Raw genomic sequence first — 20,259 nt, 5'->3', positions numbered from 1 at the left:
GAGGCGCCGGAGCATGCCGAACCGGCAGAGGCACCGGAGGCGCCGGAGCATGCCGAACCTTCGGAGGAGCCGTAACAGGCCCGGACGGGCTAAGTACCGGGCTTACAGAATCTGGGCTCACGAGCTGAGAAATACCGTGATTGTCCGGTCGGCTGATTTCTCTGCGGTTGTTTGCCTTTGACATGAGCGGCGGGGCCCTGGGGGCGAGAGCGAAACGGGGCCCTCCGAGGCCGGGCCGGCGAGGGTTCCTTGTGGCCTCTTCGCTGTCTGCACCTGGTGCGGCCGGCCGTGTTTGGGGTTAGTCCGGTGGCGGGGTTGTGCGGGCGGTGATTGTTTGATCGCTTCGGTGGCTGGGGCCGTGGTGGAGCTGGAAGGCGCTGGTGATCAGGGCGAAGTGGCTGAAGGCCTGTGGGGTGTTACCGAGTTGCCGGGCGTCTTGGACGTCCCATTCCTCGCTGAGCAGGCCCACGTCGTTGCGCAGGGTCAGGAGTCGTTCGAACAGTGTCGTTGCCTCGGTGCGTTTTCCGGCGCCAAGGAGTGCGTCGACGAGCCAGAAGGAGCAGGCAACGAAGACACCTTCTCCGCCGGGCAGCCCGTCGTCGCTGTGTTGGGGGCGGTACCGGAGCACGTACCCGTCCTGGGTCAGGCCGCGCTGGATGGCGTCGATGGTGCCGGTGACGCGGGGGTGGTCCGGAGGAAGGAATCCGACCCTGGGGATCAGCAGGAGACTGGCGTCGAGTTCGGTGCCGCCGTAGGACTGGACGAAGGAGTTCATTTCAGGGTTGAAGCCGTGCTCCATGACGTCGTTGTGGATGGCCTCGCGAAGGTCCTCCCACCGGTCTGCTGGTCCGGGGAGGTGGAACTGGCGGACTGCCTTGATCATCCGGTCTACTGCGACCCAGGCCATGACTTTGGAGTGGGTGAAGTGCCGCCTGGGTCCGCGCATTTCCCAGAGTCCGTTGTCGGGCTGTTGCCAGGCGTCCTCAAGGTGGTCCATTAGGGCGATTTGGATGTCCCAGGAGTCGTCCGCGTCGTGGAGGAGGGCGTTGCGGGTGAGGGAAAGCCCGTCGAGGACTTCACCCCAGACGTCGAGTTGGAGTTGGTCGGCGGCCGCGTTGCCGGTGCGGACCGGCGTGGAGTCCTCGTACCCTGCCAGCCAGGGTATCTCGGCTTCGGGGAGCCTGCGCCGCCCGTCGAGGGAATACATGATCTGCAGGTCTGCCGGGTCGCCTGCCACGGCGCGCAGCAGCCATTCCCGCCAGGCTTTGGCCTCGTCCGTGTAGCCGGCTGTGATGAGGGACTGCAGCGTCAGCGTCGCGTCCCGGAGCCAGCAGTACCGGTAGTCCCAGTTGCGGGGCCCCCCGGGCTGTTCGGGAAGTGATGTCGTCGCAGCCGCGACGATGCCCCCGGTCGGGGCGAAGGTGAGTGCTTTGAGGGTGATCAGGGACCGCTGGACAGCGTCCCGGTAGGGGCCGGCGGCCGCGCTGCGCGAAGACCAGTCCTCCCAGTACGCCAGAGTCCCGGTCAGGGCATTCTCGGCGTCGACGGTCCGCGGCCGCCGCAAGTGGCTGGGTGACCAGGTAAGGACGAACGGGACACGCTCACCTGCCTTGACCGTGAATTCGCTGACCGTGCGGAGGTGTTCTCCCTCCATGGGGGCGGACGAGGACAGGTGAACCGAGTCGGGCCCGGCGACCGCATGAATCCCGGTTGTGGCGCGCCGGACCCAGGGGACCACGTGCCCGTAGTCGAAACGTAAGGCCAGTTCGCCGCGCATCGCGACGGTGCCGCTGAGTCCCTCTACGATGCGGATGAGGTCGGCGACCCCGTCCCGGGGAGGCATGAAATCGGTTACTCTGACCCTTCCCGTGCCGGTGTCCCATTCGGTCTCCAGGACCAGGGTGTCGGGCCGGTACCGGCGGCGGGTGCAGGTGCCTCCGGCGGCAGGGGCCAGCAGCCAGCGTCCCGCGTCGGGGGTGTCCAGCAGCGCGGCGAAACAGGCCGGCGAGTCGAAGTGCGGCAGGCAGAGCCAGTCGATGGATCCGTCTGTTCCGATCAGGGCTGCCGTGTGCAGGTCCCCGACGATGGCGTAATCCTCTATGCGCGTCACCTCAGCCGGCCTTGACTTCGAGGACGACTTTCACGTCGGTATCCTGGCGCCGGAAGGCGTCCTGGAAGTCGGCCAGTGGTACCCGGCGGGTGATCAGCCGCTGAAGCCAGGCGCTGTCGGCCTGCTCCAATGCCCTGACAGCGGCTTCATAGTGGCTGCGGTTGGCGTTGACGCTGCCGAATACCGATTCGTTGCCCAGCACCAGGGCACGGTTGACCGCGCCGATGTCCACTGGCTCGGTCCTGCCGGTGGAGGAGACTCCGGTCAGGCAGGTGACCGAGTCGAGGGCTCTGCAGGTCATCGTCTCGAGCACTACGGAGGCGACGCCGGTGCATTCGACCAGGATATCGGCCTGAATCCCGGAATCAGTGAGGCTCTCCGGGTGGTAGGTCGCTCCGAGCTCCCGGACGAGTCCCGGTTTCGGCCCTGCCCGCACTTGGTCAAAGACGTGGACGTCGAGTCCGCGCTGCACGCCCAGCAGTGCCGCGAGCAGGCCGACCGGCCCGGCCCCGGTGACAACGGCGGTCTTCGGGGCAAAAAAGGCCCGGGAGCCGATCGCGTCGATGTGCTGCCAGGCTTTGGCGACGATGGTTGTTGGTTCCAGCAGAACGCCGACGTCGGCCAGCGTGTTCGGAAGCCGGACGAGAGCATCAGGATCAGCCCGGAAGCGTTCTCGGGCGAACCCGTGCAGGCCTTTTATTCCGTGTTCGGTGTAGCGGCCGTTGCGGCACATATCCCACTGCCCCGCCGCGCACGCAGGACACGGCACAGGGTCCGGACGGCGAACGATGCAGACCACCAGATCCCGGGGGCTGAGCCCGGAACCTGCCGGAGCGTCGAGGACACGGCCGATGTTCTCGTGTCCCAGAATCAGAAACGGTGACCCGGCGGGTGCTTCTCCGTATTCGCCGGACGTGATCTCGGCATCGGTGCCGCAGAGCCCGACGGCCAGGGTCTCCACCAGGACCTGACCGTCCGCCGCGTCGGGCTCGGGGACATCCCTGAGCACCAACGGCTCCTTCGTCCCCGGGACGACAGTCAAAGCCTTCACGTCTTTTCCTCCTGCATCTCCGGGCGGCATCCGTCGACGCTTCTATGTCTTGTCAAGCGGTAGGAGTCGGGCTTGGCAGTCTGCCAACCCGCATTTTTCTCCCCGTTGTTTAGGTTGCTGGCGAAGCTTGCGGAGCTGTGTCCGACGGAGACCTGTCTACCCTTGGGCAAGTGCCGGGATTAGACAGGAACATACTCCCGCGGGGCGAGCCTGTGAGACGTCTCGTATCCCATGGGATATGAGACGGAACAGACAGTTGCAGTTGACCCCCGTTCAGCGTGCATGCTCACCGTGCGGGGTAAACGTACATTGCCCTATTGGTGGGGAGCCGGACACCGAGGTTGGAATGTGCAGAGCGGTGAGCGACCGGCTAACGGGACGATTCGACGGCTCTATACGGGACACCCCTTTCGGGACGGTGAGCTTCGTAGTCCGGTAAATACGCCGGTCCTCTGCCGCGCCGGATCGACCGGACGTCAGTTCACCGGAGCCGGCGGCTGCAGTACGATCGCCATATGAAAACCCCGGGAGAGGACCGGTGTCCGACGGTGCGCATGTTTCCGGACTATGCCGACACCGTGCTTTGGTTTGACGACCCCGTTGACTATGACCTCGCCGGCCTGACGCAAGGACTGGTCCGCGACCTGAGGGTCTGGGAACAGTCCTATTACGAGTCACTGACCCCGGACCTCGACTGGAAATCCGCGGAGCTCGCACGCCGGTTCACGCTGGAAGGCAACCGTCTGGCCCGGCGCGTAGCGGATGAACTCGGCGACGGCTACGAAATCGAGTTCAACTCCTACGAGAAAAACGTGCCGACCCGCCGGTTCCGCGGAACGGGACCCGCCCTCAACGCCCGGGCGGCTGCCGCGTTCGATGCCTTGGCAGCCGCACTGCAGGCAAAACAGGACGAAATCTCCCGGGCCCGGACAGCAGCCCAGCGTGGAGAAAACACCGGATGGTTCGCCTACTCACCGCTTTCCGATACCGTCTTCAAGCCACCCCGGGCAGGGCGGGAATAGGCAGGCCGCAAACCCCGACGGACCGACCCGGCCCGGGGCTGGAAAATGTCCCGCGGGCGGCGTTCCTCGATTGGAACGCTCAGCGGTGATGGTAGTCAGATGGAGATGGATCAGGCTTTTCCGCTGGCGTTGCAGCGGACTGCGTGGACAGTCACGCCGACACTGACTACCGAGCTCAAGAACAGGGCCACGAATCCGGCCGCGGCGGCGACGTAGTAGCTTGCCGGATCGGGCGCTGTATCGATTACTGGCTCCATGTAGAACCAAAAAGTGGAACCCGCGCTCACACCCAGTAATGCGATCACGCCAGTCAGGACCCACGCGGATATAGCAAGAATGACCATCTTCATATCTCCCCCACTTTTGGACGGGCTGGAGCCCGTTGTGCCCTGATCCTAGCCGTGCGCATAAATCCGGCGGGATTTTTCCCGCCAAGCGATCGCTTCATCGGGAAACCCTTGAGCGAGGGCCCTGTTTGCGGGAGTTGGGGTCAGGATCGCCTGAGGTGGAAGGTCGCACCCTTTCTCTTCAGCTGCCAGATGGTTACGGTCCCGTCCGAGTGAAGGCCGGGGACGGTCTTCTTGACCTCGAGGACGTCGAGTCCTTCGGGGAACTCGCTGCGCGTTCGCAGCATGAACTCCACGCGGAACCTTTCATTCACGGCAACCCGAAGCACTCGCCGTCGTTTTGCAGTGAGCAGCGCTACTGCTGCCCACGTGATGTAAGGCAGGAGCACAAGCCAGGCTCCCGGACCGTCGTCATTCCATTGCCGGCCGAAGACTAGCCGGCAAACAATGAAGACCAGCGCGGCAACAATCACGGCTGCATTGCGGGTCCATTCAAGCCAACGGTAGGCGCGCATCTCTTCAAACGTGATGATCCATCTCTCGGCGCTGGATACTTCCGTCATGGGTGCCACGCCTTCCCTGCTGGAAACTCTTCACCTTCACAAGCATCGCGGTCAATGGATATCACCGTCTCGGCGACCGCTAGCCGATCCGTCACCGGGCGCTACGAGGTCACATCATGGTCCAGGCGTGGTGCCCATTAAAGGATCCCTCACCGGGCGTCACTCGAAACGGATTCCCTGGCCGCTTCAGGTTGGTGACTTCTTCTGTGCTGCGATGCCGGCACCGATCAGCCCGCCTGCAGATAGCAACAACAGCGCCGCTCCTGCCACCATGGCGATCTTGACAGGTACCGGGAATTCGATTGCCACCGCCACGCAGCAGATAACAACAGCAAGAGCGGCCACACACGCCGCAATAGCACCGAAGATCTTTTTATCCACAGAATTACCTTAGTGACGTAGGCCAGATATTTGCATGCCGACGCGGGGTGCCCGCAAGCTGATCCCTCACCGGACACTCTTCTCCGGGTTCCCCCTCGAGGCTCAGGGCGTCGAAAGTTCCAACGCAGCCGCTCCGACTAAGCTGCCGCCATGGAACATTCCCGGGTCGCCCTCCCCGAGCCGAGCTATCTCGCCCGTATCGGTGAGATCGCGTACACGATTTCCTCGATGGAGTGGACGATACTCGGTGATCTCCATCGACTCGTGGCCGATCTGCCTGACACTCTCTCGCTCGATCAACTAGAGCCGGAGATGACGTCAGGGATTGCAACCAAGATCAAGGCGGCGACCACCGATATGACTAGCGGACCAACGAAGGAGTACCTGGTTGCTGTGTACCGCTCGCTCTTCGCGGCCGCAGCAATTAGAAACGACGTCCTTCATGCCCGCCCAGCTACACACCCAGGCGACTCCCAACGCCTGATGCGCGCAGAGACAACGAATAGGCAGACCACCGGCGTGCGCTTCTGGATCGACGATGAGTGGTTCGACGAAGCCATCGTCAAGCTGAACGACCTGCTGACTGCGATCACTGACCGGCGGCCACCCCTCAGCTGACTCCAACAAGCATGCCGAACTGTTCTCACAGACCATTCCATTAGCCGATCGGCTACCGAGACGATCTACTGGAGATTCGACTCACCTGCAAGGTGTCGATTGCGGGCTTCTATCAACCTTCGGAGATAGCGGCCCAGCACAAGTTTCTCGGCCAAACGCCCTATAGGGCCGAATGGAGCCGCGAACTCAATGCGGTCCACCATCGTGGTTCCTGCCGAGTCCTGGCTGAACTCGTGAACATGACGGAACCGCTGGAACGGACCCCTGACCTGCTCGTCTACGAAGTAGTTGGGTTTCTGCATCTCAGTGATCCGGCTCGTCATCTGAAGCGGGACGCCGAAATGCCAAGCACGCCAGGTCACTTCTTCGTCTAAGGAGATGAGGCCGGACGTCACGCCATCTATCGCCTCTTCGTTTGACTGCCTCATGGAGTCCTTGTGGGCGTCGATGCTCCGGGCAAGGTCAAATAGCTCGGACACGGGCATCTTCGTCCGCGTTCTGCACTCAAAATAGACGGCCATCGTCAGAGTATTGCAGCCTTTCAGTCTCGACTTGAATTGCGACTTCCGGACGGAGCAAGCACACAAAGCGACCAAGGCAAGGGTGCCCGTTCAGGGATCGGCTTGCGGGACGGTTGGAAGGAGCGGCCGGGCCGCCCCTGATCCAGACCTCATTCGCGTCCGGTCGCGGCCCAGCGCTTCATCGCTTCGAGGAGATGATTTGGCGTGAGCATGAAGCGAGGTTCGAGTTCCTCCCAGCCTGGCTCCTTCACGCTCCGGTTATACGCTGCATGGTCGGCATCAATGGGGATGGACTCGTCGAGCCCACCCGATTCCTCGCCCATGAGAGCAAGGTGATAGATCCACGTGGAGCCGTCGGCTTCGACATTTCGGAACGTTGCCTCAAAGACCGCGCGCTCCGCCGAGAGTCCTTGCTGCAGTTCGTCCGGTCGCGAATTGAGCATGTTCATCCACTCCTCGAACGCGTGTTCCTTGCCGCTGACGATGCGTGAGCGGCTCAGTTCGAGTCGCATGCCGCGCGGTACTGATGGCGGCATCTGGTGCCCAGGAAAGTCGCGCGGCACCGGGGTGAAGGGCATCTCGAAGCCATTGTCGGGAGAGGTCATGAAGGTATTCTCGCGGCGTTGATCCCACGGAAGTACCTCCAAGGCAGGCGTGTTTCGCTCAGGGATCATTTACCGGGCACACAGAACGCGGAATGTGGAGATGACGCTGCTGCTACCGGATTAAGGAGAGCTGTCGTCGCAACGCCACACCGGTCCTGAATCACGCTGCCATAGCCAAAGGCGTTTGTGTTGCTGAGGCGTTGAGCGTGCGGTAGATATGGCGTGCGAGGTAGCGCTTGATGCAGCGGCGTATTTCCTTGTTGGTTCTCCCTTGGGCGCGTCGTTTTTCGGCGTACTCGCGGGTTTTGGTGTCATGGGTCATTTTGGTGACCGCGACCATGTGCAGGGCACTGTTCAGGGATCTGTCTCCGCCCCGGTTCAGTCGGTGCCTGACCGTGTTCCCGGACGATGCGGGTATGGGATTCACCCCGGCCAGGGATGCGAACGCCGCCTCGTTACGGACTCTTCCTTCGTGTGACCAGGCAGCGAGGCACTTCGCGGCGCTGATCGCTGCGAACCCTGTTTCCTCCAGCAAGGGTGCGGCCTCACTGACCTTGACCAACTCATCGAGCTGGTTCTCGTTGGCCGTGAGCTGCTCGTCGAGAAGCAGGATGTGTCTAGCCAGCCGCACGGCCTCGGTGCGGGCGATGGACAAGGAGAGTTCTTCCTCCCGGGACCGCCACTTTGAGACCTCAGTGATCTGGTTGCTGGTGAGCTTCTTGCGGGCGTCGATGCCCAGGTCATTGCCGCGCACTAGGGCGTTGAGCGCGTTGATCGACCGGGTGCGGTCCTTGCTCATGGATCCCCGCGCCGTCACCAGAATCCTCACGCCTTGGCGGATCCCGTCATGCAGGCGGGGGCGGCGCAGCTTGTCCACCGGTAGGGGCAGGGTCGAGATGGCGATCTGGTGGGCGTCCAGGGCATCGGTCTTGCCCACCCCTCGACGCTTCCTGGCATCCATGCGCGGTGCCTCTGCCACAGGGAAGCCGTGGCTGGCTACGGTGCCGGCCAGGATCGCCCCGTAGGATGCGGCACCTTCGATCACCCAGAGAGTATCGGCACTACCATCGGTGCGGCGGGCGACCCAGTCGATTGCCCGGTTGATCCCGGCACCAGTGGCAGGGAAATCCCGGGATTCTAGCAAGGCGCCGGTATTCGCGGCGAGGATCGCGTAGACGTGGTTGCGGGCGTGCGTGTCGACACCGACGACGAATGGATGGGTATGCGCGACGATAGACATGGCGGTCATTGGTACCTTTCCTCTTCACGGACACGGTCGTGGCCGTCGCTGGCCGACGCCAGTCCGGGTGAGGTCACCAAGGAACAGCACTGTGATGGGTCACGCCCCGCAAAAGGGGTGGACAATCTTCTGATCAAGCTACCGAGGTGGGCCGGACAGTGCCGGCCGGACCACCCAATGGACCGACAAATCTACTTAAAGACACCATGCGGGTCAGTTGTGCGGTGAGTCGCATCCACGGGCGGAACGGCCTGCACCCATCCTGCCAGCCAGTCCCGGACCAGCCACTGTCAAGACTCACACCGGTTATTTGTCTACCACGTCCACCTCCGAATCCCGCTGAAAACCGGAGAACTTCTTAGGGCCCGCGCAGCCATGGTCCTCCCGGAAGGTCTCACAGACCGTACACAGGTTCATCTCAGGTACCTCTTATCGGGCTCGTGGGAAACTTGGTGGTAACGGAAGGACATGCGATGACGGCGGTTGTGAATTCACGGGCTCGGGCTCTCGGCGCGGTACGGCGCTGGACGGTGACCGCGATGGTACTGGCGGGGATCGCGACCGCCGGCGCCGGCGCCGGGCTGGCCACGGTGCAGCACACCGCCGCCACCGGCCAGGCAGCAGCGGCGGCGGTGCAGCAGGCGCCGGCCGCGCCCGCCGCGGCAGGGACGTTCGGGAAAGTTACGCCCGCACAAAACGCCCCGGCCGCTGCAGTGCCGCAGACCGCGACCCGGGCCTCCTGACCTTGGCAGCTGTCCCGGCCGCCCGGTTCGATGCGATCGGCACCACCGTTAGCGTGCACGCGACCGACCCGGGCGCCCTGGATCAGGCTGTGCGCACGGCCAGGGAATGGCTGGCGTCTCTGGACCTTGCTGCCTCGCGGTTCCGGGCAGATTCAGAACTTACGACCATTAACGCCCGGTCGGCCCGGGGTCCGGTGGCGGTGGCAGTCAGTGCCTTGCTCGGGGATGTTTTGGAGGCTTCCTTCCGCACGGCGGCCCTGACCGGCGGCCTGGTGGACCCGACAGTCGGCGCGGCCCTGCTGCGGGCCGGTTACGATGACGATATGGTACTGGTCAGAGACAGGGCGGGCTGGACGGTGCCCGGTGATCCGGAACCGGCGCCGGGGTGGCTGCAGATCAGCTACACACCCGACGTCCGGTTGCTGGTCATGCCGGCCGGCACGGTGCTGGACTTTGGCTCCAGCGCCAAAGCCTACGCCGCTGACCGGATCGCGGCCCTGCTGGGTGAGACCCTGCCGGGCGGTTTCCTGGTCGACCTGGGCGGAGACATCGCCGTTGCCGGCACCCCTCCAGAGACAGGCTGGCAGGTAGGGATCGAGCACGACCGCGGCCGCACCGATCAGGTCATCACCATCAGGGACCAGGCCATAGCAACGTCTTCAACGAGGCACCGGGCGTGGTCCAGCGGGTCCGGGACCGCCCACCACATCATCGACCCGCGCACCGGCGCCCCGGCACAGCGCATCTGGGCCGAAGTGACCTGCCTGGGTGCGACCGCTCTGGAAGCCAATGCCGCCTCGACCGCCGCCATCGTCCTGGGTGCTCAGGCACCGTCCTGGCTGGGGGCCCGTGGCATCGATGCCAGCCTGCACGCCACGGACGGTTCGACCGTGAGGACCGGGAACTGGCCTGCCCCCCACGAACCTGCCGGGGCACTGTGAGTCCGGCGGTCAGCGAGGTTTTCTGGTTCGTTTCCCGGGCGAGCGGGGTCACGGCTTCGGTGCTGCTGACGGTGACGTTCATTCTCGGTGTTGTGACTTCCGGGCGGCGCCGGCCGGCAGGGATCGGGACCACTGTCGTGACAGGGCTCCACCGCAACCTGGCCCTGGGGATGATGGTTTTTGTGGTAGTCCATATTGTTACTGCCGTGCTGGAAGGCTACGTCGACATCGGCTGGGTGTCGGTAGTGGTGCCGTTCACTTCCGGCTACGAACGGGCCTGGATCGGGCTGGGCGCTGTCGCGTTCGATCTGCTGGTGGCCGTGACGTTGACCTCGATGCTGCGTCACCGTATTCCCGAGCGGTGGTGGGGCCGGGTCCACGCGCTGAGCTACGTGCTGTGGCCGGCAGCGATAGTCCATGGCATCACGATGGGCACCGGGAGCGCCTGGATCCTCCGGGCCGTGGGGGTGGCCTGCCTGGCCGCAGGCGCCGCCGCGATCGCCTACCGGCTCACCGGCCGGCAACCCGATGAGACCCGCCGCAACGAAATCGGACAACAGCCATGGCGCTGAACCTGCTGCCGGCCCTGCACGAGGCCGGCCTGACGGGCCGGAGCGGTTCGGCGTTCAGCACTGCCGTGAAACTCGGTGCGGCGCTTCAGAATCGGGCCGAGCTGATAGTTAACGCCTGCGACGGGGAAATCGGTGCCGCGAAGGACGCCTACGTCATCCGGCACCACCTCGCCGAGGTCCGGGACGGGGCAGCATTGACGGGCCTGAAGCGGGTAACGTATGCCGCCCACGCCGGATCAGAAACCGAAGGACGCCTGCGGGCAGCGGGCGTGGCGGTGTTGCCGGTACCTGCCCGGTATGTCGCCTCCGAGGCCAGCGCCCTCGTTTCCCTGCATCACGGCGGCCTTGCCCGCCCGATGACCAAACGCGCCCGCCTGGTCCAGGGCGGCCGCACCCCGGAGGGGAAGAAAACCCGGCCGGTACTGGTCCTGAACGCCGAAACACTTCTGCGGGTCGCCCAGATCGAGGCCTTCGGGCCGGCCTGGTTCCGGTCTTTCGGCACACCGGAGGACCCCGGCCCGCGGCTGGTCGCTCTCAACGGCGCCGTCCAGGCGCCAGGTGTCTACGAAACCGAAACCGGACCATCCCTAAGCCAAATACTCTCCCTGGCCGGTGGACCGCTGCCCGGCGCCCGGGCCCTGAACATCGGCGGACTCGGCGGCACCTGGATTGCAGCGTCCCGGATACCGGCCCTGCACTACACCACCGCGTCGATGGCCACCGCGGGCGCCGCTCCCGGGCCCGGGGTGATGCACCTGCTGGGCCCCTCACATTGCCCGGTCGCCACGGTCGCGGACATGCTCAACTACGCCGCCGGGGAATCAGCCGGCCAATGCGGGCCCTGCATGTTCGGGCTCCCCGCGGCAGCGGCCGGGTTCGCTGAACTCGCCGCCGGTACCGGAGGTCCCGGAGCGCACGCCGCGCTGCGGCAACGACTGGGACTGCTTACCGGCCGCGGGGCCTGCCACTTCCCCGACGGTGTTGCAGCGTTCACCGCCTCCGCACTGGAGGTCTTCAGCACCCACCTCCAAGCGCACGCGGCAGGCTATTGCCCCGGACAGGAAGAAAGAGATCAGTCGTGAGCTTTTCTGCCCGCCCGCCCCGGACCGATTCGGCCGTCCCGGTCCTGGCCGTCGACCGGACCGCCTGCACCGGGCACGGAGTCTGCGCCACCTTGCTGCCTGAACACATCACCCTCGACGAATGGGGCTACCCCATCCTGGACGGACCCATCCCCAAAACGACCGACGCTGAGCTGACCGTCCGGTACTGCCCGGCCCGGGCACTCTACTGGCGAAACCAAAACGACTGAGTCGGAGCCCGCTGACCCTTGCCCGCACGAGGACTTCCACTGCCCGCCCGGTGGTCCTCTGGCAGGTGCTGGAGGGGTAGGACCCAGGACACCGCATCTGCCCCCCGACCCGACGGTGTTTGTCCCGGGCACGCTTCCGCATTCTCTGACCGACGGTGCGCTCAGACGGGCGTCAACTGCCCGCTTCCGGGGCCGCTTTCGCGGCGCGGCGCCTGCGCAGGTGCCAGAACAGTAACGCTGCAAGGACAACAGCGACGGTGAGGAGGGCGGCTCCGTGTCCGGCTGTCCGGGCGATGCTCTGATATGAGTTCCCTGCCAGGAACCCCAGCAGGGCACAGCCGGTACCCCACACCAGAGCGCCCGCGGCGTTGAAGGCCAAAAACCGCAGGTAGGGCATATGCGCCATGCCGGCCAGGGCAGGCATGACAGCGCGGAAGAATGCTGTGAAGCGTCCCACGAAGACAGCCGCGCCGCCCCGGCGGCGCAACAGGTCCTGGGCTTTAGCCACCTGCTGCCCTTTCCTCGCAACAAGGCGCAGGCGCATGATCCGCGGCCCGAAGAACCGTCCTACCTCGTACCCCACCGTGTCGCCGGTGATCGCCGCCGTCACGACCAGAACGATCACCACCCACAAGGGAAGCCGTCCGTGGCTGGCCAGGACGCCGCCCAGAATGGCCGCCGTCTCACCCGGGATCACAAATCCGAGGAAAAACGCGTCTTCAGCGAATACCAGGGCAAAGACCAGCAGCGCGGCCAGCACCGGGCTGATATTCAGGATACTGTCCACAATCTGGCCCACAACACTGCCTTTCCTCCTGGCGCCCACCCCCCACGCACCTGCGGTTCCGGCGATCTTTCCGCGCCGACCTCAGGGGTATCCCGGCCCGAGGCCCCGATCCGAGGTGTCCCAGGGGAGCCGGCAGGCTCTGCAGCGGCCTACGCACCTGCGCTGTCCATGCCCACCGAGGCGGTCTGGACCGGTGCACGGCCGCGTGGGTACAGTGTACGGTAGAGGATCCGGCCCAGGCACGGGAGTGACCAGATGCAGCACGTCAGCAAACGCGCGAACACCCTCGCCCTGGCGGTGCTCCTCGGTCTGGCCCTTCCCGGGACGGCAGGGTGCTCCTTTACCAACCCCCAGGAGACCACCCGGATCACGCCGGCCACCAACGGCATCAACACCGTGATCGGCCCGGTGAAGCTGGGCAACCTGTTGATTCTCGCCCTGGACGCCAACGGACCGGGCAGGGTCATCGGCACGGTGAGGAACACCACCGACCACGACATCGTCCTCACCCTGGCCCTGGCATCAGGAGAGACAACGACCATACCGGTCCCGGCCCAAGACCGCAGACAGCTCACCCTCGACACGGCCCCGGTCACGTTCGCCCGCACCGGCGCGGCCCCCGGCGCGACGCTCCAGCTCAAAATCAGCGCAGACACGACGACACAGACCATCCCGGTACCCGTCCTCGACGCGACCTTCACCGAATACGCACCCTACTTCCCGATCCGGCCGGAGCCGCCCCACACCCCCGGCACCACGACGCCGGCCACTTCCCCAACCCCGACGCCCACGCCTACTCCCTAACGACAAGTACCACTGCAGGCCTCAGCATGCCGTCTCATTCACGCGCCGACGGGGCCCTGCTGGCCGACCTCCGCAGGACCCGGGTGAGCACCCGAGGGACGCAGGACCGTTTCCGGGTCCGGCGCTGCCCCCGCCAGGTTCCCTGCCGGTGCACTGCCGGCTCTCAGCAACCATTCAGCGCAGCTCCGGATAATAGATGGCAGGCGTCGTTGAGACGCCCGCCCCGGACGGGCCCCCCATCCGGACGGGGCACCGACTTAGTAGGACGGATACCGGCAATGTCTGCGACCCGAACCCCCCGCTCAGCTGTCCTGTTCAGCACTCTGGCCGGAATCGCTTTGGTTGCCGGGACCGCGGTCGCCGGGATTGGGCCCGCGGTCGCAGCCCCTGCGCCGGGGCCGGCATCGTCCACCGCGTCCGCCCCCGCGCCGGCCGTGCACCAGGTGCCGGCAGGCGCGGACGGCCAGCAGCATGACGCAGGGGAAGCCAGCGGCGACTGACCGTCCCCGGGTGTTGGGTAGAATACCGTGCAGGGAACGACCCCGTGAGGGGCGGTGAAAGGGGACCGGTGAGGACAGCGCGAAAGCACCCCTCATTCCCGGCCCTTAACCCGGTTTCCCCGCCCGTCGTTGCTTTCCTGGTTCTCGCAGGCCTGGTACTCGGGATTCTGGGCATGCACGCCCCTGGAACCGGCCACGGCAGCCCACCCCCGCACAGCCCACCCCCGCACAGCACAGCACCGCACAGCGGCATCTCACAGGTGTCCGGCGGCCATTTCACTGCCGCGGGGGCGCGTCCGGCGGGCCGGGCGGCAACCGCCGGGCCGGCCGTGGCCGCAGTTCCGTTACCCGGCGGGAACCAATCTTCCGGTTGCCCGGCGCCGTGCACGATGACAGTACATGAATGGTCATGTGGCCCGCAAGCCAGCGCTGCAGTCCCTCAGCCTGTACTGCCCGCCCTCGCTCCGGATGCCGGCAGGGCGGCCCTTGTGGGCGCTCCTGCTCTTCCCTGTCTGAAGCCGGCAGCCCGCGGACGGGCCGCACCGTCCCTGACAGAACTCTCTATCAGCCGCACGTAAACCGGTCCCGGTCCGCCCCCACAGCCCCCGCGTACGCCGCTAGCGACTGCCTTCATCGTTGCAGGGCCCTGGCCGTGTTCGTCCCGGCTGCCTCCGCACCCCTGGGACAGAGACGACCAAAAGCTGCCCGGTCCATCCCGGGTGCGTGCGGCTCCGCCCGGCCTTCTCCTGGCCTCCGCCGGGCGCTGCTGCGGGCGTGCCCCGGGCCCGGGCCGGCGGTGCCTGTTTGCCGGTTGGCCGCAGCGGCTCCTCCCGCCCCTGGAGTACTTAGAGTTACCCCCTTTTTTTGAGATTTCTCCGCGTTGCGCGGATACAGACCAAGGACACGCAAAAATGAAAAACGCCTACCCTCTTCCCTCCCGCCGTACTGTGCTCGGTACCGGGATCGCGGCCGCTGCCATGGCGGCCCTCGCTGCCTGCACGTCCAACCCGACCGCCGGGCCTTCCGCGGTGACCAGGATCATGCCGGGGGACCCGATGATCGCGGACTTCGAAGCGCGCCGCGCCTTCACGGGCAAGACCATCACAACCCGGCTCAGCGCCGGTGAAGCCGACGTCGTTATCGCCGGACAACCTGTCCGGACCTGGGGCTATGGGGGCACCCTGAACGGGCCGGTGATCCGGGCCACCGCAGGGGATAAACTCACGGTGCCGCTGATGAACCAGCTCAGCCAGGGGACCTCCGTGCACTGGCACGGGCTGGCCCTGCGCAACGACCAGGACGGGGTCCCGGGGCTGACACAACAGGCCATCGCCCCCGGCGCCGCGTACGATTACAACTTCGTTCTTCCCCACCCGGGAACGTACTGGTACCACTCGCACGTGGAAATGCAGCGCGAACGCGGGCTCTACGGGGCCCTCATTATCGCCGATCCCAAGGAAACCCTGGCCTATGACCAGGAATGGGTGATCATCCTTGATGACTGGATGGACGGGGTCACCGGCACCCCCGACGATGTCCTGAAGGAACTCTCCATGGGCATGGGGTCCATGAACACCCCGGCACCGGCCCATTCAATGCCCGGCATGGACATGGGCGGCGGGTCAGCGTCCTCGATGCCCGGCATGGACATGGGCGGGTCAGGGTCCACGATGCCACCGATGCCGGGCATGAAATACATGTTGATGGGGGCGCGCAGCGACTTCCTCGGCGGTGACGCGGGCGACGTTTCCTACCCGTACCATCTTTTCAACGGCAAGGCCGCGGCCGGGCCTGAAACGTTTCCCAGCAAACCGGGCAGCCGGGTCCGGTTGCGGATCATCAACGCGGCCGCTGACACCGCTTACCGTGTCGGTGTGCCCGGGCAGAAAATTACGTTGACGCACACGGACGGGTTCCCGGCCGCGCACCGGGACGTTGACGCCGTTGTCCTGGGCATGGGGGAACGGATCGACGCGATCCTGAACGTGCAGGAGGGTTTCACCCCTGTTCTGGCGCTGCCCGAAGGTAAACCCGGGATGGCCTACGGCCTGATCAGCACGGGCACGGGTACACCGCCGCCGGCAACCGCCTTCCCTTCAACTTTGGGTGGCACGGTCGTTGACGGCGGCATGCTCAAGGCAGACGCCTCCGTCCTCCTCCCGGCGAAACCGGCGGACCGGGTCCATGAAGTGCACCTGACCGGCGGCATGGCAAAGTACGACTGGGGCATCAACAACCGCCGCTTCGACATGAACAATCCCTACGAGGGGGCGTTCGATCTCAAGGTCAATGAACGGGTCCGGGTGGACTTCATCAATGACACCACCATGTGGCACCCCATGCACTTGCACGGCCACACGTTACAGCTCGCCGGTGGCGGGGCGCGCAAAGACACCGTCATCGTGCGCCCGAAACAAACAGTGAGCGTCGAATTCGATGCCGATAACCCCGGTCAATGGCTTACCCACTGCCACAACGCCTACCACGCCGAGCGCGGCATGATGGGGGTCTTCTCCTACATCAAATAGTCGACCCGGTGGCCCGCGTACCCCGCGTCTCTGCCTTCAGGGCCCGGGGTGCGCGCAGGCCCGGCGCAGCGCAAAATGCGGCCCGCACCCGGCCGCTATCGGGATCTGCCAGAGGCAGTGCCGGGTGCCGACCTGCGACGATGGTCCTATGAACACTGCCGGTAACACAGTCGTCGGGGCCCGTGAAGGGTTCGCCTCCGTTTTCCACCGTTCCTGGCTCCGGGTCACGGCCATGACGGTCACCGGTGCCGCGGCCGCGTTCCTCGTCGCGGTTAGCGGGCCGCCGGACTACGCGCCCGCGGCCGGTTGGGCTGCGGCGTCCGCGACGTACCTGGTCTGGGTGTGGGTTGTTATCGGGCGTCTGGACCCGGCAGGTACGGCCGCCCATGCCAAACGGGAAGACCCAGGGCGCGGCATTTCAGACGTACTGGTCCTGGCCGCGACCATGGGAAGCTTCACCGGAGTCGCGCTGATCCTGCTCGATGCCGCCACCTTGCAAGGCGGCAGCAAAGCCTCGGTAATCGCCCTGGCACTCGGAAGTGTGGCCCTGTCCTGGTTCCTCGTGCACACCCTCTTCACGCTCCGCTACGCCTCCATCTACTACCGGGACAAGAACGGGATCGATTTCAACGAAGAAAGCGCGCCCCACTACCGGGACTTCGCCTACCTGGCATTCACCGTCGGGATGACCTTCCAGGTCTCCGACACCAACCTGAAAACCGATGCGATCCGCTCCACGGTCCTGCGCCAGGCACTGCTGTCCTACCTCCTCGGGGCCATCGTCCTGGCCACCACCATCAACCTCGTCTCCGGCCTCATCCACTAAAAGGCCCTGGCTCTGCCAGTGTTCAGGAACCCTGCCTGTGAGGCGCCGGCCCGGACGGGGCAGAGAGTTCCCGTGCGCCTGTGGGAAAGGAAAGTAGAATTTTCCGCCGGCGGCGGCCGGGTGGAGCAGATGGATGGCTGTGCTGAGGGCGGCCGGTTAAAGCACGGTCGCACCGAAGAGCAACCCGATGCCGTAAGTGATCATCAGACCCACCGCTCCGCCGATCAGTACCCGGGTCGCGGCTCTGCGGATGGACCCTCCGCCTATCCTTGCCCCCAAGGCACCGGTGAGGGCCAGGGCCGCGAGCACGATCACGTAGGTGATCCAGACCCGCACCGACACCGGGGAGAGCAGGATCGCGGCTACCGGAAGCGCACCGCCCAGCAGGAACGCCGCCGCCGATGAACCTGCCGCGTGCCAGGGGTTGGTCAGCTCTTCCTCGTCGACGCCGAGCTCCATCCGCAGGTGTGCCTTCAGCGGATCCGCTGCTGTCAGCTCCCGGGCGACCATGGCCGCGGTGGCGCTGCTGAGGCCCTGCTCCTCGTAGAGCCCGGCCAGTTCCTGCAGCTCCCCTTCAGGGTCCTCGGCCAGCTCACGCCGCTCTTTGACAATAAGGTCCCGTTCGCTGTCCCGCTGGCTGCTCACCGACACGTACTCACCCAGCGCCATGGAAACGGCACCCGCGGTCAACCCCGCCATCGCCGCGATGAAGACCGGCTGCACAAGGGTCGTCGCACCGGCAACACCGATCACCAGACCGGCCATCGACAAAATCCCGTCGTTGGCCCCCAGCACGGCAGCCCGCAGGGCGTTCAAGCGCCCGGACATCCCGGAGGCATGCGGTTCCGGAAAGGCATGAACAGGCATGGGATTTCTCACTTTCAACGTCATTCCAAGGAGAGCGCAGCACGGATGCACCACTCGCCCTGCGGCCGGAGCGCGGGCCGGTGCCAGGACATCACACTAGCAGCGACGGACTCAACGGCCTACCCCCAAGTTCTCATCAACGTCTGGCCGCCGCCCTGCTCAGACCTGGATCATCCGATTGGTGCATTCCGGCCTGCCCTGAACGAGGATTCGGGCGCGCTCGAACGCGGCGTGAAACCCCTACACACCGTTCCGAACGCCCCAGCCGCCCCAGAGCTGCGGTCGAGGAGCGCAACGACGCGGCAGAGGCCCCCGGGCGCGTCGGTGCCCACCGGTAAGAAACCCAACGTCATCGACCGCATTTAATCGGTCCGCACCGTTCGGGCGCGGCCGCTTGGTGTGGCTGCCATCGGAGCGGTGCGCGAGTGCAGGCCGAGTTCTTCGAACCGGAACCAACCTGCCATATTCACCAGGCGACCCGCAGGCCGGCCTCGACGACGTCCCGCGCGGGGGACGTCGAGGAAGAACGTTCCGCCGGCGCCGCGGGGCCACATGACCGCCCGGGGTACCGACCCAGGGCTGTTGCTTTCGGCGTTGCCAGAGGCGGTGCCACTATTCAGGCAGTTGTATCTGGAAGCCGCAGCTGCAGCGCAATATGCGGGTGGTAAGGCAGACGTCGTTGGCGTTCTGCGGGTCGCGGTCCGTGTAGACGGCGTTGAGGCAGCCGGCCTCTGAATCGAGCGTATGCATCGGCCGGCCGCAGTGGACGTACTCTCCGTCGAATATCAGGACGTCATCCTCGCCCGGGGCCCGGCTGAGGACTGCCCCTACGGCGGCAACGTCGGCTCGTCGCAGGTAGTGGAGATCGCACGCGGTGCAGACATACCCTGCTTCCACGAAATCGTCCGAGGGCGGATCGAGGGCTTTAATCGACTGCAGCCTCAGCTCCGTGTCAGAACCGCAATGGCCGCACAGGAGCAAAGTACTGCCGGGGCGATCAGTGTGCGGGCGGATACTGGCGGCGCCGGGATCGAAGGACATTTTTACGCTCCCGCCGCGTAGCTGGACAGGCTGCAATCCGCCCCGTCGACACAACCCAGGCGCATTGCCGCGCTGAATGCGGTATCTGGCAGGCCGGTCCAGGCGGTGATGGCCCGGCCACCGCCCTGGTTGACATGCGAGGCGGCCATGCTCGGCTCCCTTTTAGCTGCGTGCATTCCAGCCCGCCATCCTGCTATAGCGGGATCTCCCGCCAGCTATGCACCAAGCCGAAAGGAGGATAGATACGTGATGCCTGCCACCAAAAACCTACGCCGTGGCTCCTGGCGTGTCCAGCCACCGTCGGCGGCGGCAGGACAGTCCGGGCAGAAAGAACCTGCCCACGATTCCCTTGTCATCTTGTCTGGGCTGGACTGGTAGCGGAGTATTTGAAGTGGCGGTGTTTCACCTTGCTGGAGAGGGTCCATTCAGCCTTCATCGGGGTTCCGTCCGGGGGCTGACTCGCGGCCTCAAGAAATTCGGGAGTCAGCCCCACTTGCCGGTGCCGCACCGGGTGCCTCGGCGCATAGCCTGTCGCGGTATTGCTACGGACAGTGGTTTCAGCCCTGCGAGGAGAATCACGAGGCAAGGCCCCTGAGCTCGCCGCCGGGATCCTGAGCCTGTCCTGAAAAACGGGCAACACCATTGGCACTTAGGACAGTCATCGTGCAGCGGCCACTTCCCGACCGAGCAGTCCGCGTTGAAGTGCGTCTACCTGGCTATCATGAGCCTGGACCCCACCGGCAAGGGCCGGAAACGCTGGAGCAACCGCTGGAAGGCCACTCTCAACGCCTCCGAGATCACCTTTGACGGCCGCCTGTCCGCCGGCAGGAGCTAGAGAAGACAACCCCAGTTACACCGAATAATTGACAGACCCCTAGCC

Annotated in this window: 22 protein-coding genes and 1 pseudogene; 13 read left to right on the top strand and 10 right to left on the bottom strand. The window is 65.4% G+C overall.

The window, feature by feature from the left end:
- Positions 1-298: 298 nt before the first annotated feature.
- Positions 299-2,110, bottom strand: coding sequence for a glycoside hydrolase family 15 protein (locus ACQQCD_RS13885; RefSeq protein ID WP_430268878.1), 1,812 nt, complete (start codon positions 2,108-2,110; stop codon positions 299-301).
- A 1-nt stretch (position 2,111) separates the two neighbouring features.
- A complete protein-coding gene (locus ACQQCD_RS13880; protein WP_430268877.1) occupies positions 2,112-3,119 on the bottom strand; it encodes a glucose 1-dehydrogenase in 1,008 nt (335 codons plus the stop codon).
- A gap of 557 nt (positions 3,120-3,676) precedes the next feature.
- On the opposite strand from ACQQCD_RS13880, the gene ACQQCD_RS13875 reads away from it, so the two are divergent.
- Positions 3,677-4,183 carry a hypothetical protein gene (locus ACQQCD_RS13875; protein ID WP_430268876.1) on the top strand — a complete coding sequence of 169 codons (507 nt, stop codon included), beginning with the start codon at positions 3,677-3,679 and terminating at the stop codon, positions 4,181-4,183.
- Between the two features lie 110 nt (positions 4,184-4,293).
- Here the strand turns inward: ACQQCD_RS13875 and ACQQCD_RS13870 are convergent, their stop codons facing one another.
- The 3 genes from ACQQCD_RS13870 to ACQQCD_RS13860 all read right to left on the bottom strand — a co-directional run bounded on the left by ACQQCD_RS13870 (position 4,294) and on the right by ACQQCD_RS13860 (position 5,474).
- The gene (locus tag ACQQCD_RS13870; protein ID WP_430268875.1) at positions 4,294-4,533 is read right to left on the bottom strand and encodes a hypothetical protein; all 240 of its coding nucleotides are present in this window, start codon (positions 4,531-4,533) and stop codon (positions 4,294-4,296) included.
- 140 nt (positions 4,534-4,673) lie between these two features.
- Positions 4,674-5,093, bottom strand: a complete 420-nt coding sequence (locus tag ACQQCD_RS13865) for a hypothetical protein (protein WP_430268874.1) — start codon at positions 5,091-5,093, stop codon at positions 4,674-4,676.
- Between the two features lie 186 nt (positions 5,094-5,279).
- Complete coding sequence (locus ACQQCD_RS13860; RefSeq protein ID WP_430268873.1) at positions 5,280-5,474, bottom strand: hypothetical protein; 195 nt, start codon at positions 5,472-5,474, stop codon at positions 5,280-5,282.
- 150 nt (positions 5,475-5,624) lie between these two features.
- On the opposite strand from ACQQCD_RS13860, the gene ACQQCD_RS13855 reads away from it, so the two are divergent.
- Positions 5,625-6,092 (top strand): hypothetical protein, encoded by a 468-nt coding sequence (locus tag ACQQCD_RS13855; protein ID WP_430268872.1) that lies wholly within the window; start codon positions 5,625-5,627, stop codon positions 6,090-6,092.
- A gap of 65 nt (positions 6,093-6,157) precedes the next feature.
- On the opposite strand, the gene ACQQCD_RS13850 is transcribed toward ACQQCD_RS13855, so the two are convergent.
- The 3 genes from ACQQCD_RS13850 to ACQQCD_RS13840 all read right to left on the bottom strand — a co-directional run bounded on the left by ACQQCD_RS13850 (position 6,158) and on the right by ACQQCD_RS13840 (position 8,467).
- Positions 6,158-6,577: an SRPBCC family protein gene (locus tag ACQQCD_RS13850; RefSeq protein ID WP_430268879.1), complete on the bottom strand. Its 420-nt coding sequence runs from the start codon at positions 6,575-6,577 to the stop codon at positions 6,158-6,160.
- 185 nt (positions 6,578-6,762) lie between these two features.
- Positions 6,763-7,218, bottom strand: coding sequence for a DUF6176 family protein (locus tag ACQQCD_RS13845; protein ID WP_430268871.1), 456 nt, complete (start codon positions 7,216-7,218; stop codon positions 6,763-6,765).
- A gap of 160 nt (positions 7,219-7,378) precedes the next feature.
- Positions 7,379-8,467, bottom strand: coding sequence for an IS110 family transposase (locus ACQQCD_RS13840; RefSeq protein ID WP_430268870.1), 1,089 nt, complete (start codon positions 8,465-8,467; stop codon positions 7,379-7,381).
- Between the two features lie 736 nt (positions 8,468-9,203).
- Here ACQQCD_RS13840 and ACQQCD_RS13835 point away from each other — a divergent pair.
- The 4 genes from ACQQCD_RS13835 to ACQQCD_RS13820 are packed head-to-tail and all read left to right on the top strand — an operon-like array spanning position 9,204 to position 12,026.
- Complete coding sequence (locus tag ACQQCD_RS13835) at positions 9,204-10,142, top strand: FAD:protein FMN transferase (protein WP_236803066.1); 939 nt, start codon at positions 9,204-9,206, stop codon at positions 10,140-10,142.
- Positions 10,139-10,714, top strand: a complete 576-nt coding sequence (locus ACQQCD_RS13830; RefSeq protein ID WP_236803065.1) for a ferric reductase-like transmembrane domain-containing protein — start codon at positions 10,139-10,141, stop codon at positions 10,712-10,714. Before ACQQCD_RS13835 ends, ACQQCD_RS13830 begins: the two co-directional genes overlap by 4 nt.
- Complete coding sequence (locus ACQQCD_RS13825; protein ID WP_236803064.1) at positions 10,705-11,796, top strand: NADH-ubiquinone oxidoreductase-F iron-sulfur binding region domain-containing protein; 1,092 nt, start codon at positions 10,705-10,707, stop codon at positions 11,794-11,796. Before ACQQCD_RS13830 ends, ACQQCD_RS13825 begins: the two co-directional genes overlap by 10 nt.
- Positions 11,793-12,026, top strand: coding sequence for a ferredoxin (locus tag ACQQCD_RS13820; RefSeq protein ID WP_236803063.1), 234 nt, complete (start codon positions 11,793-11,795; stop codon positions 12,024-12,026). Before ACQQCD_RS13825 ends, ACQQCD_RS13820 begins: the two co-directional genes overlap by 4 nt.
- Before the next feature lie 172 nt (positions 12,027-12,198).
- Here the strand turns inward: ACQQCD_RS13820 and ACQQCD_RS13815 are convergent, their stop codons facing one another.
- Entirely contained in the window at positions 12,199-12,825 is a 627-nt protein-coding gene (locus tag ACQQCD_RS13815; protein WP_236803062.1) for a DedA family protein, read from the bottom strand.
- Between the two features lie 243 nt (positions 12,826-13,068).
- Here ACQQCD_RS13815 and ACQQCD_RS13810 point away from each other — a divergent pair, with 243 nt between their 5' ends.
- The 4 genes from ACQQCD_RS13810 to ACQQCD_RS13795 all read left to right on the top strand — a co-directional run bounded on the left by ACQQCD_RS13810 (position 13,069) and on the right by ACQQCD_RS13795 (position 17,471).
- Complete coding sequence (locus ACQQCD_RS13810; protein ID WP_430268869.1) at positions 13,069-13,617, top strand: hypothetical protein; 549 nt, start codon at positions 13,069-13,071, stop codon at positions 13,615-13,617.
- Positions 13,618-13,895: 278 nt separating this feature from the next.
- Positions 13,896-14,117, top strand: coding sequence for a hypothetical protein (locus tag ACQQCD_RS13805; RefSeq protein ID WP_236803060.1), 222 nt, complete (start codon positions 13,896-13,898; stop codon positions 14,115-14,117).
- A 911-nt stretch (positions 14,118-15,028) separates the two neighbouring features.
- On the top strand, positions 15,029-16,645 hold the full coding sequence (locus tag ACQQCD_RS13800) for a multicopper oxidase family protein (protein ID WP_430268868.1): 1,617 nt from the start codon (positions 15,029-15,031) through the stop codon (positions 16,643-16,645).
- Positions 16,646-16,793: 148 nt separating this feature from the next.
- The gene (locus ACQQCD_RS13795; protein ID WP_236803058.1) at positions 16,794-17,471 is read left to right on the top strand and encodes a DUF1345 domain-containing protein; all 678 of its coding nucleotides are present in this window, start codon (positions 16,794-16,796) and stop codon (positions 17,469-17,471) included.
- 156 nt (positions 17,472-17,627) lie between these two features.
- Here ACQQCD_RS13795 and ACQQCD_RS13790 read toward each other — a convergent pair whose 3' ends face one another.
- Positions 17,628-18,338 carry a VIT1/CCC1 transporter family protein gene (locus ACQQCD_RS13790; protein WP_236803057.1) on the bottom strand — a complete coding sequence of 237 codons (711 nt, stop codon included), beginning with the start codon at positions 18,336-18,338 and terminating at the stop codon, positions 17,628-17,630.
- A 552-nt stretch (positions 18,339-18,890) separates the two neighbouring features.
- On the opposite strand from ACQQCD_RS13790, the gene ACQQCD_RS13785 reads away from it, so the two are divergent.
- The 3 genes and pseudogenes from ACQQCD_RS13785 to ACQQCD_RS13775 all read left to right on the top strand — a co-directional run.
- Positions 18,891-19,073 carry a hypothetical protein gene (locus tag ACQQCD_RS13785; protein ID WP_430268867.1) on the top strand — a complete coding sequence of 61 codons (183 nt, stop codon included), beginning with the start codon at positions 18,891-18,893 and terminating at the stop codon, positions 19,071-19,073.
- A gap of 9 nt (positions 19,074-19,082) precedes the next feature.
- A complete protein-coding gene (locus ACQQCD_RS13780; RefSeq protein WP_430268866.1) occupies positions 19,083-19,400 on the top strand; it encodes a hypothetical protein in 318 nt (105 codons plus the stop codon).
- A 649-nt stretch (positions 19,401-20,049) separates the two neighbouring features.
- Positions 20,050-20,214: pseudogene (locus ACQQCD_RS13775) on the top strand (IS256 family transposase); the annotation flags it as partial.
- Between the last annotated feature and the right edge of the window lie 45 nt (positions 20,215-20,259).

It is taken from the genome of Pseudarthrobacter sp. J1763 (assembly GCF_050490295.1).
Lineage (GTDB): Bacteria > Actinomycetota > Actinomycetes > Actinomycetales > Micrococcaceae > JBNPEO01.
The sequence above is the reverse complement of the archived record's forward strand: the minus strand, read 5'-3'. Positions and strand labels throughout refer to the sequence as shown.

Bases quoted from the DNA above. Each gene is read 5' to 3' on its own strand.
- ACQQCD_RS13875 (WP_430268876.1), top strand. From the start codon at position 3,677: ATGAAAACCCCGGGAGAGGACCGGTGTCCGACGGTGCGCATGTTTCCG.
- ACQQCD_RS13870 (WP_430268875.1), bottom strand. From the start codon at position 4,533: ATGAAGATGGTCATTCTTGCTATATCCGCGTGGGTCCTGACTGGCGTG.
- ACQQCD_RS13865 (WP_430268874.1), bottom strand. From the start codon at position 5,093: ATGACGGAAGTATCCAGCGCCGAGAGATGGATCATCACGTTTGAAGAG.
- ACQQCD_RS13855 (WP_430268872.1), top strand. From the start codon at position 5,625: ATGGAACATTCCCGGGTCGCCCTCCCCGAGCCGAGCTATCTCGCCCGT.
- ACQQCD_RS13850 (WP_430268879.1), bottom strand. From the start codon at position 6,577: ATGCCCGTGTCCGAGCTATTTGACCTTGCCCGGAGCATCGACGCCCAC.
- ACQQCD_RS13845 (WP_430268871.1), bottom strand. From the start codon at position 7,218: ATGACCTCTCCCGACAATGGCTTCGAGATGCCCTTCACCCCGGTGCCG.
- ACQQCD_RS13840 (WP_430268870.1), bottom strand. From the start codon at position 8,467: ATGACCGCCATGTCTATCGTCGCGCATACCCATCCATTCGTCGTCGGT.
- ACQQCD_RS13825 (WP_236803064.1), top strand. From the start codon at position 10,705: ATGGCGCTGAACCTGCTGCCGGCCCTGCACGAGGCCGGCCTGACGGGC.
- ACQQCD_RS13810 (WP_430268869.1), top strand. From the start codon at position 13,069: ATGCAGCACGTCAGCAAACGCGCGAACACCCTCGCCCTGGCGGTGCTC.
- ACQQCD_RS13805 (WP_236803060.1), top strand. From the start codon at position 13,896: ATGTCTGCGACCCGAACCCCCCGCTCAGCTGTCCTGTTCAGCACTCTG.
- ACQQCD_RS13800 (WP_430268868.1), top strand. From the start codon at position 15,029: ATGAAAAACGCCTACCCTCTTCCCTCCCGCCGTACTGTGCTCGGTACC.
- ACQQCD_RS13795 (WP_236803058.1), top strand. From the start codon at position 16,794: ATGAACACTGCCGGTAACACAGTCGTCGGGGCCCGTGAAGGGTTCGCC.
- ACQQCD_RS13790 (WP_236803057.1), bottom strand. From the start codon at position 18,338: ATGCCTGTTCATGCCTTTCCGGAACCGCATGCCTCCGGGATGTCCGGG.
- ACQQCD_RS13785 (WP_430268867.1), top strand. From the start codon at position 18,891: ATGACCGCCCGGGGTACCGACCCAGGGCTGTTGCTTTCGGCGTTGCCA.
- ACQQCD_RS13780 (WP_430268866.1), top strand. From the start codon at position 19,083: ATGCATCGGCCGGCCGCAGTGGACGTACTCTCCGTCGAATATCAGGAC.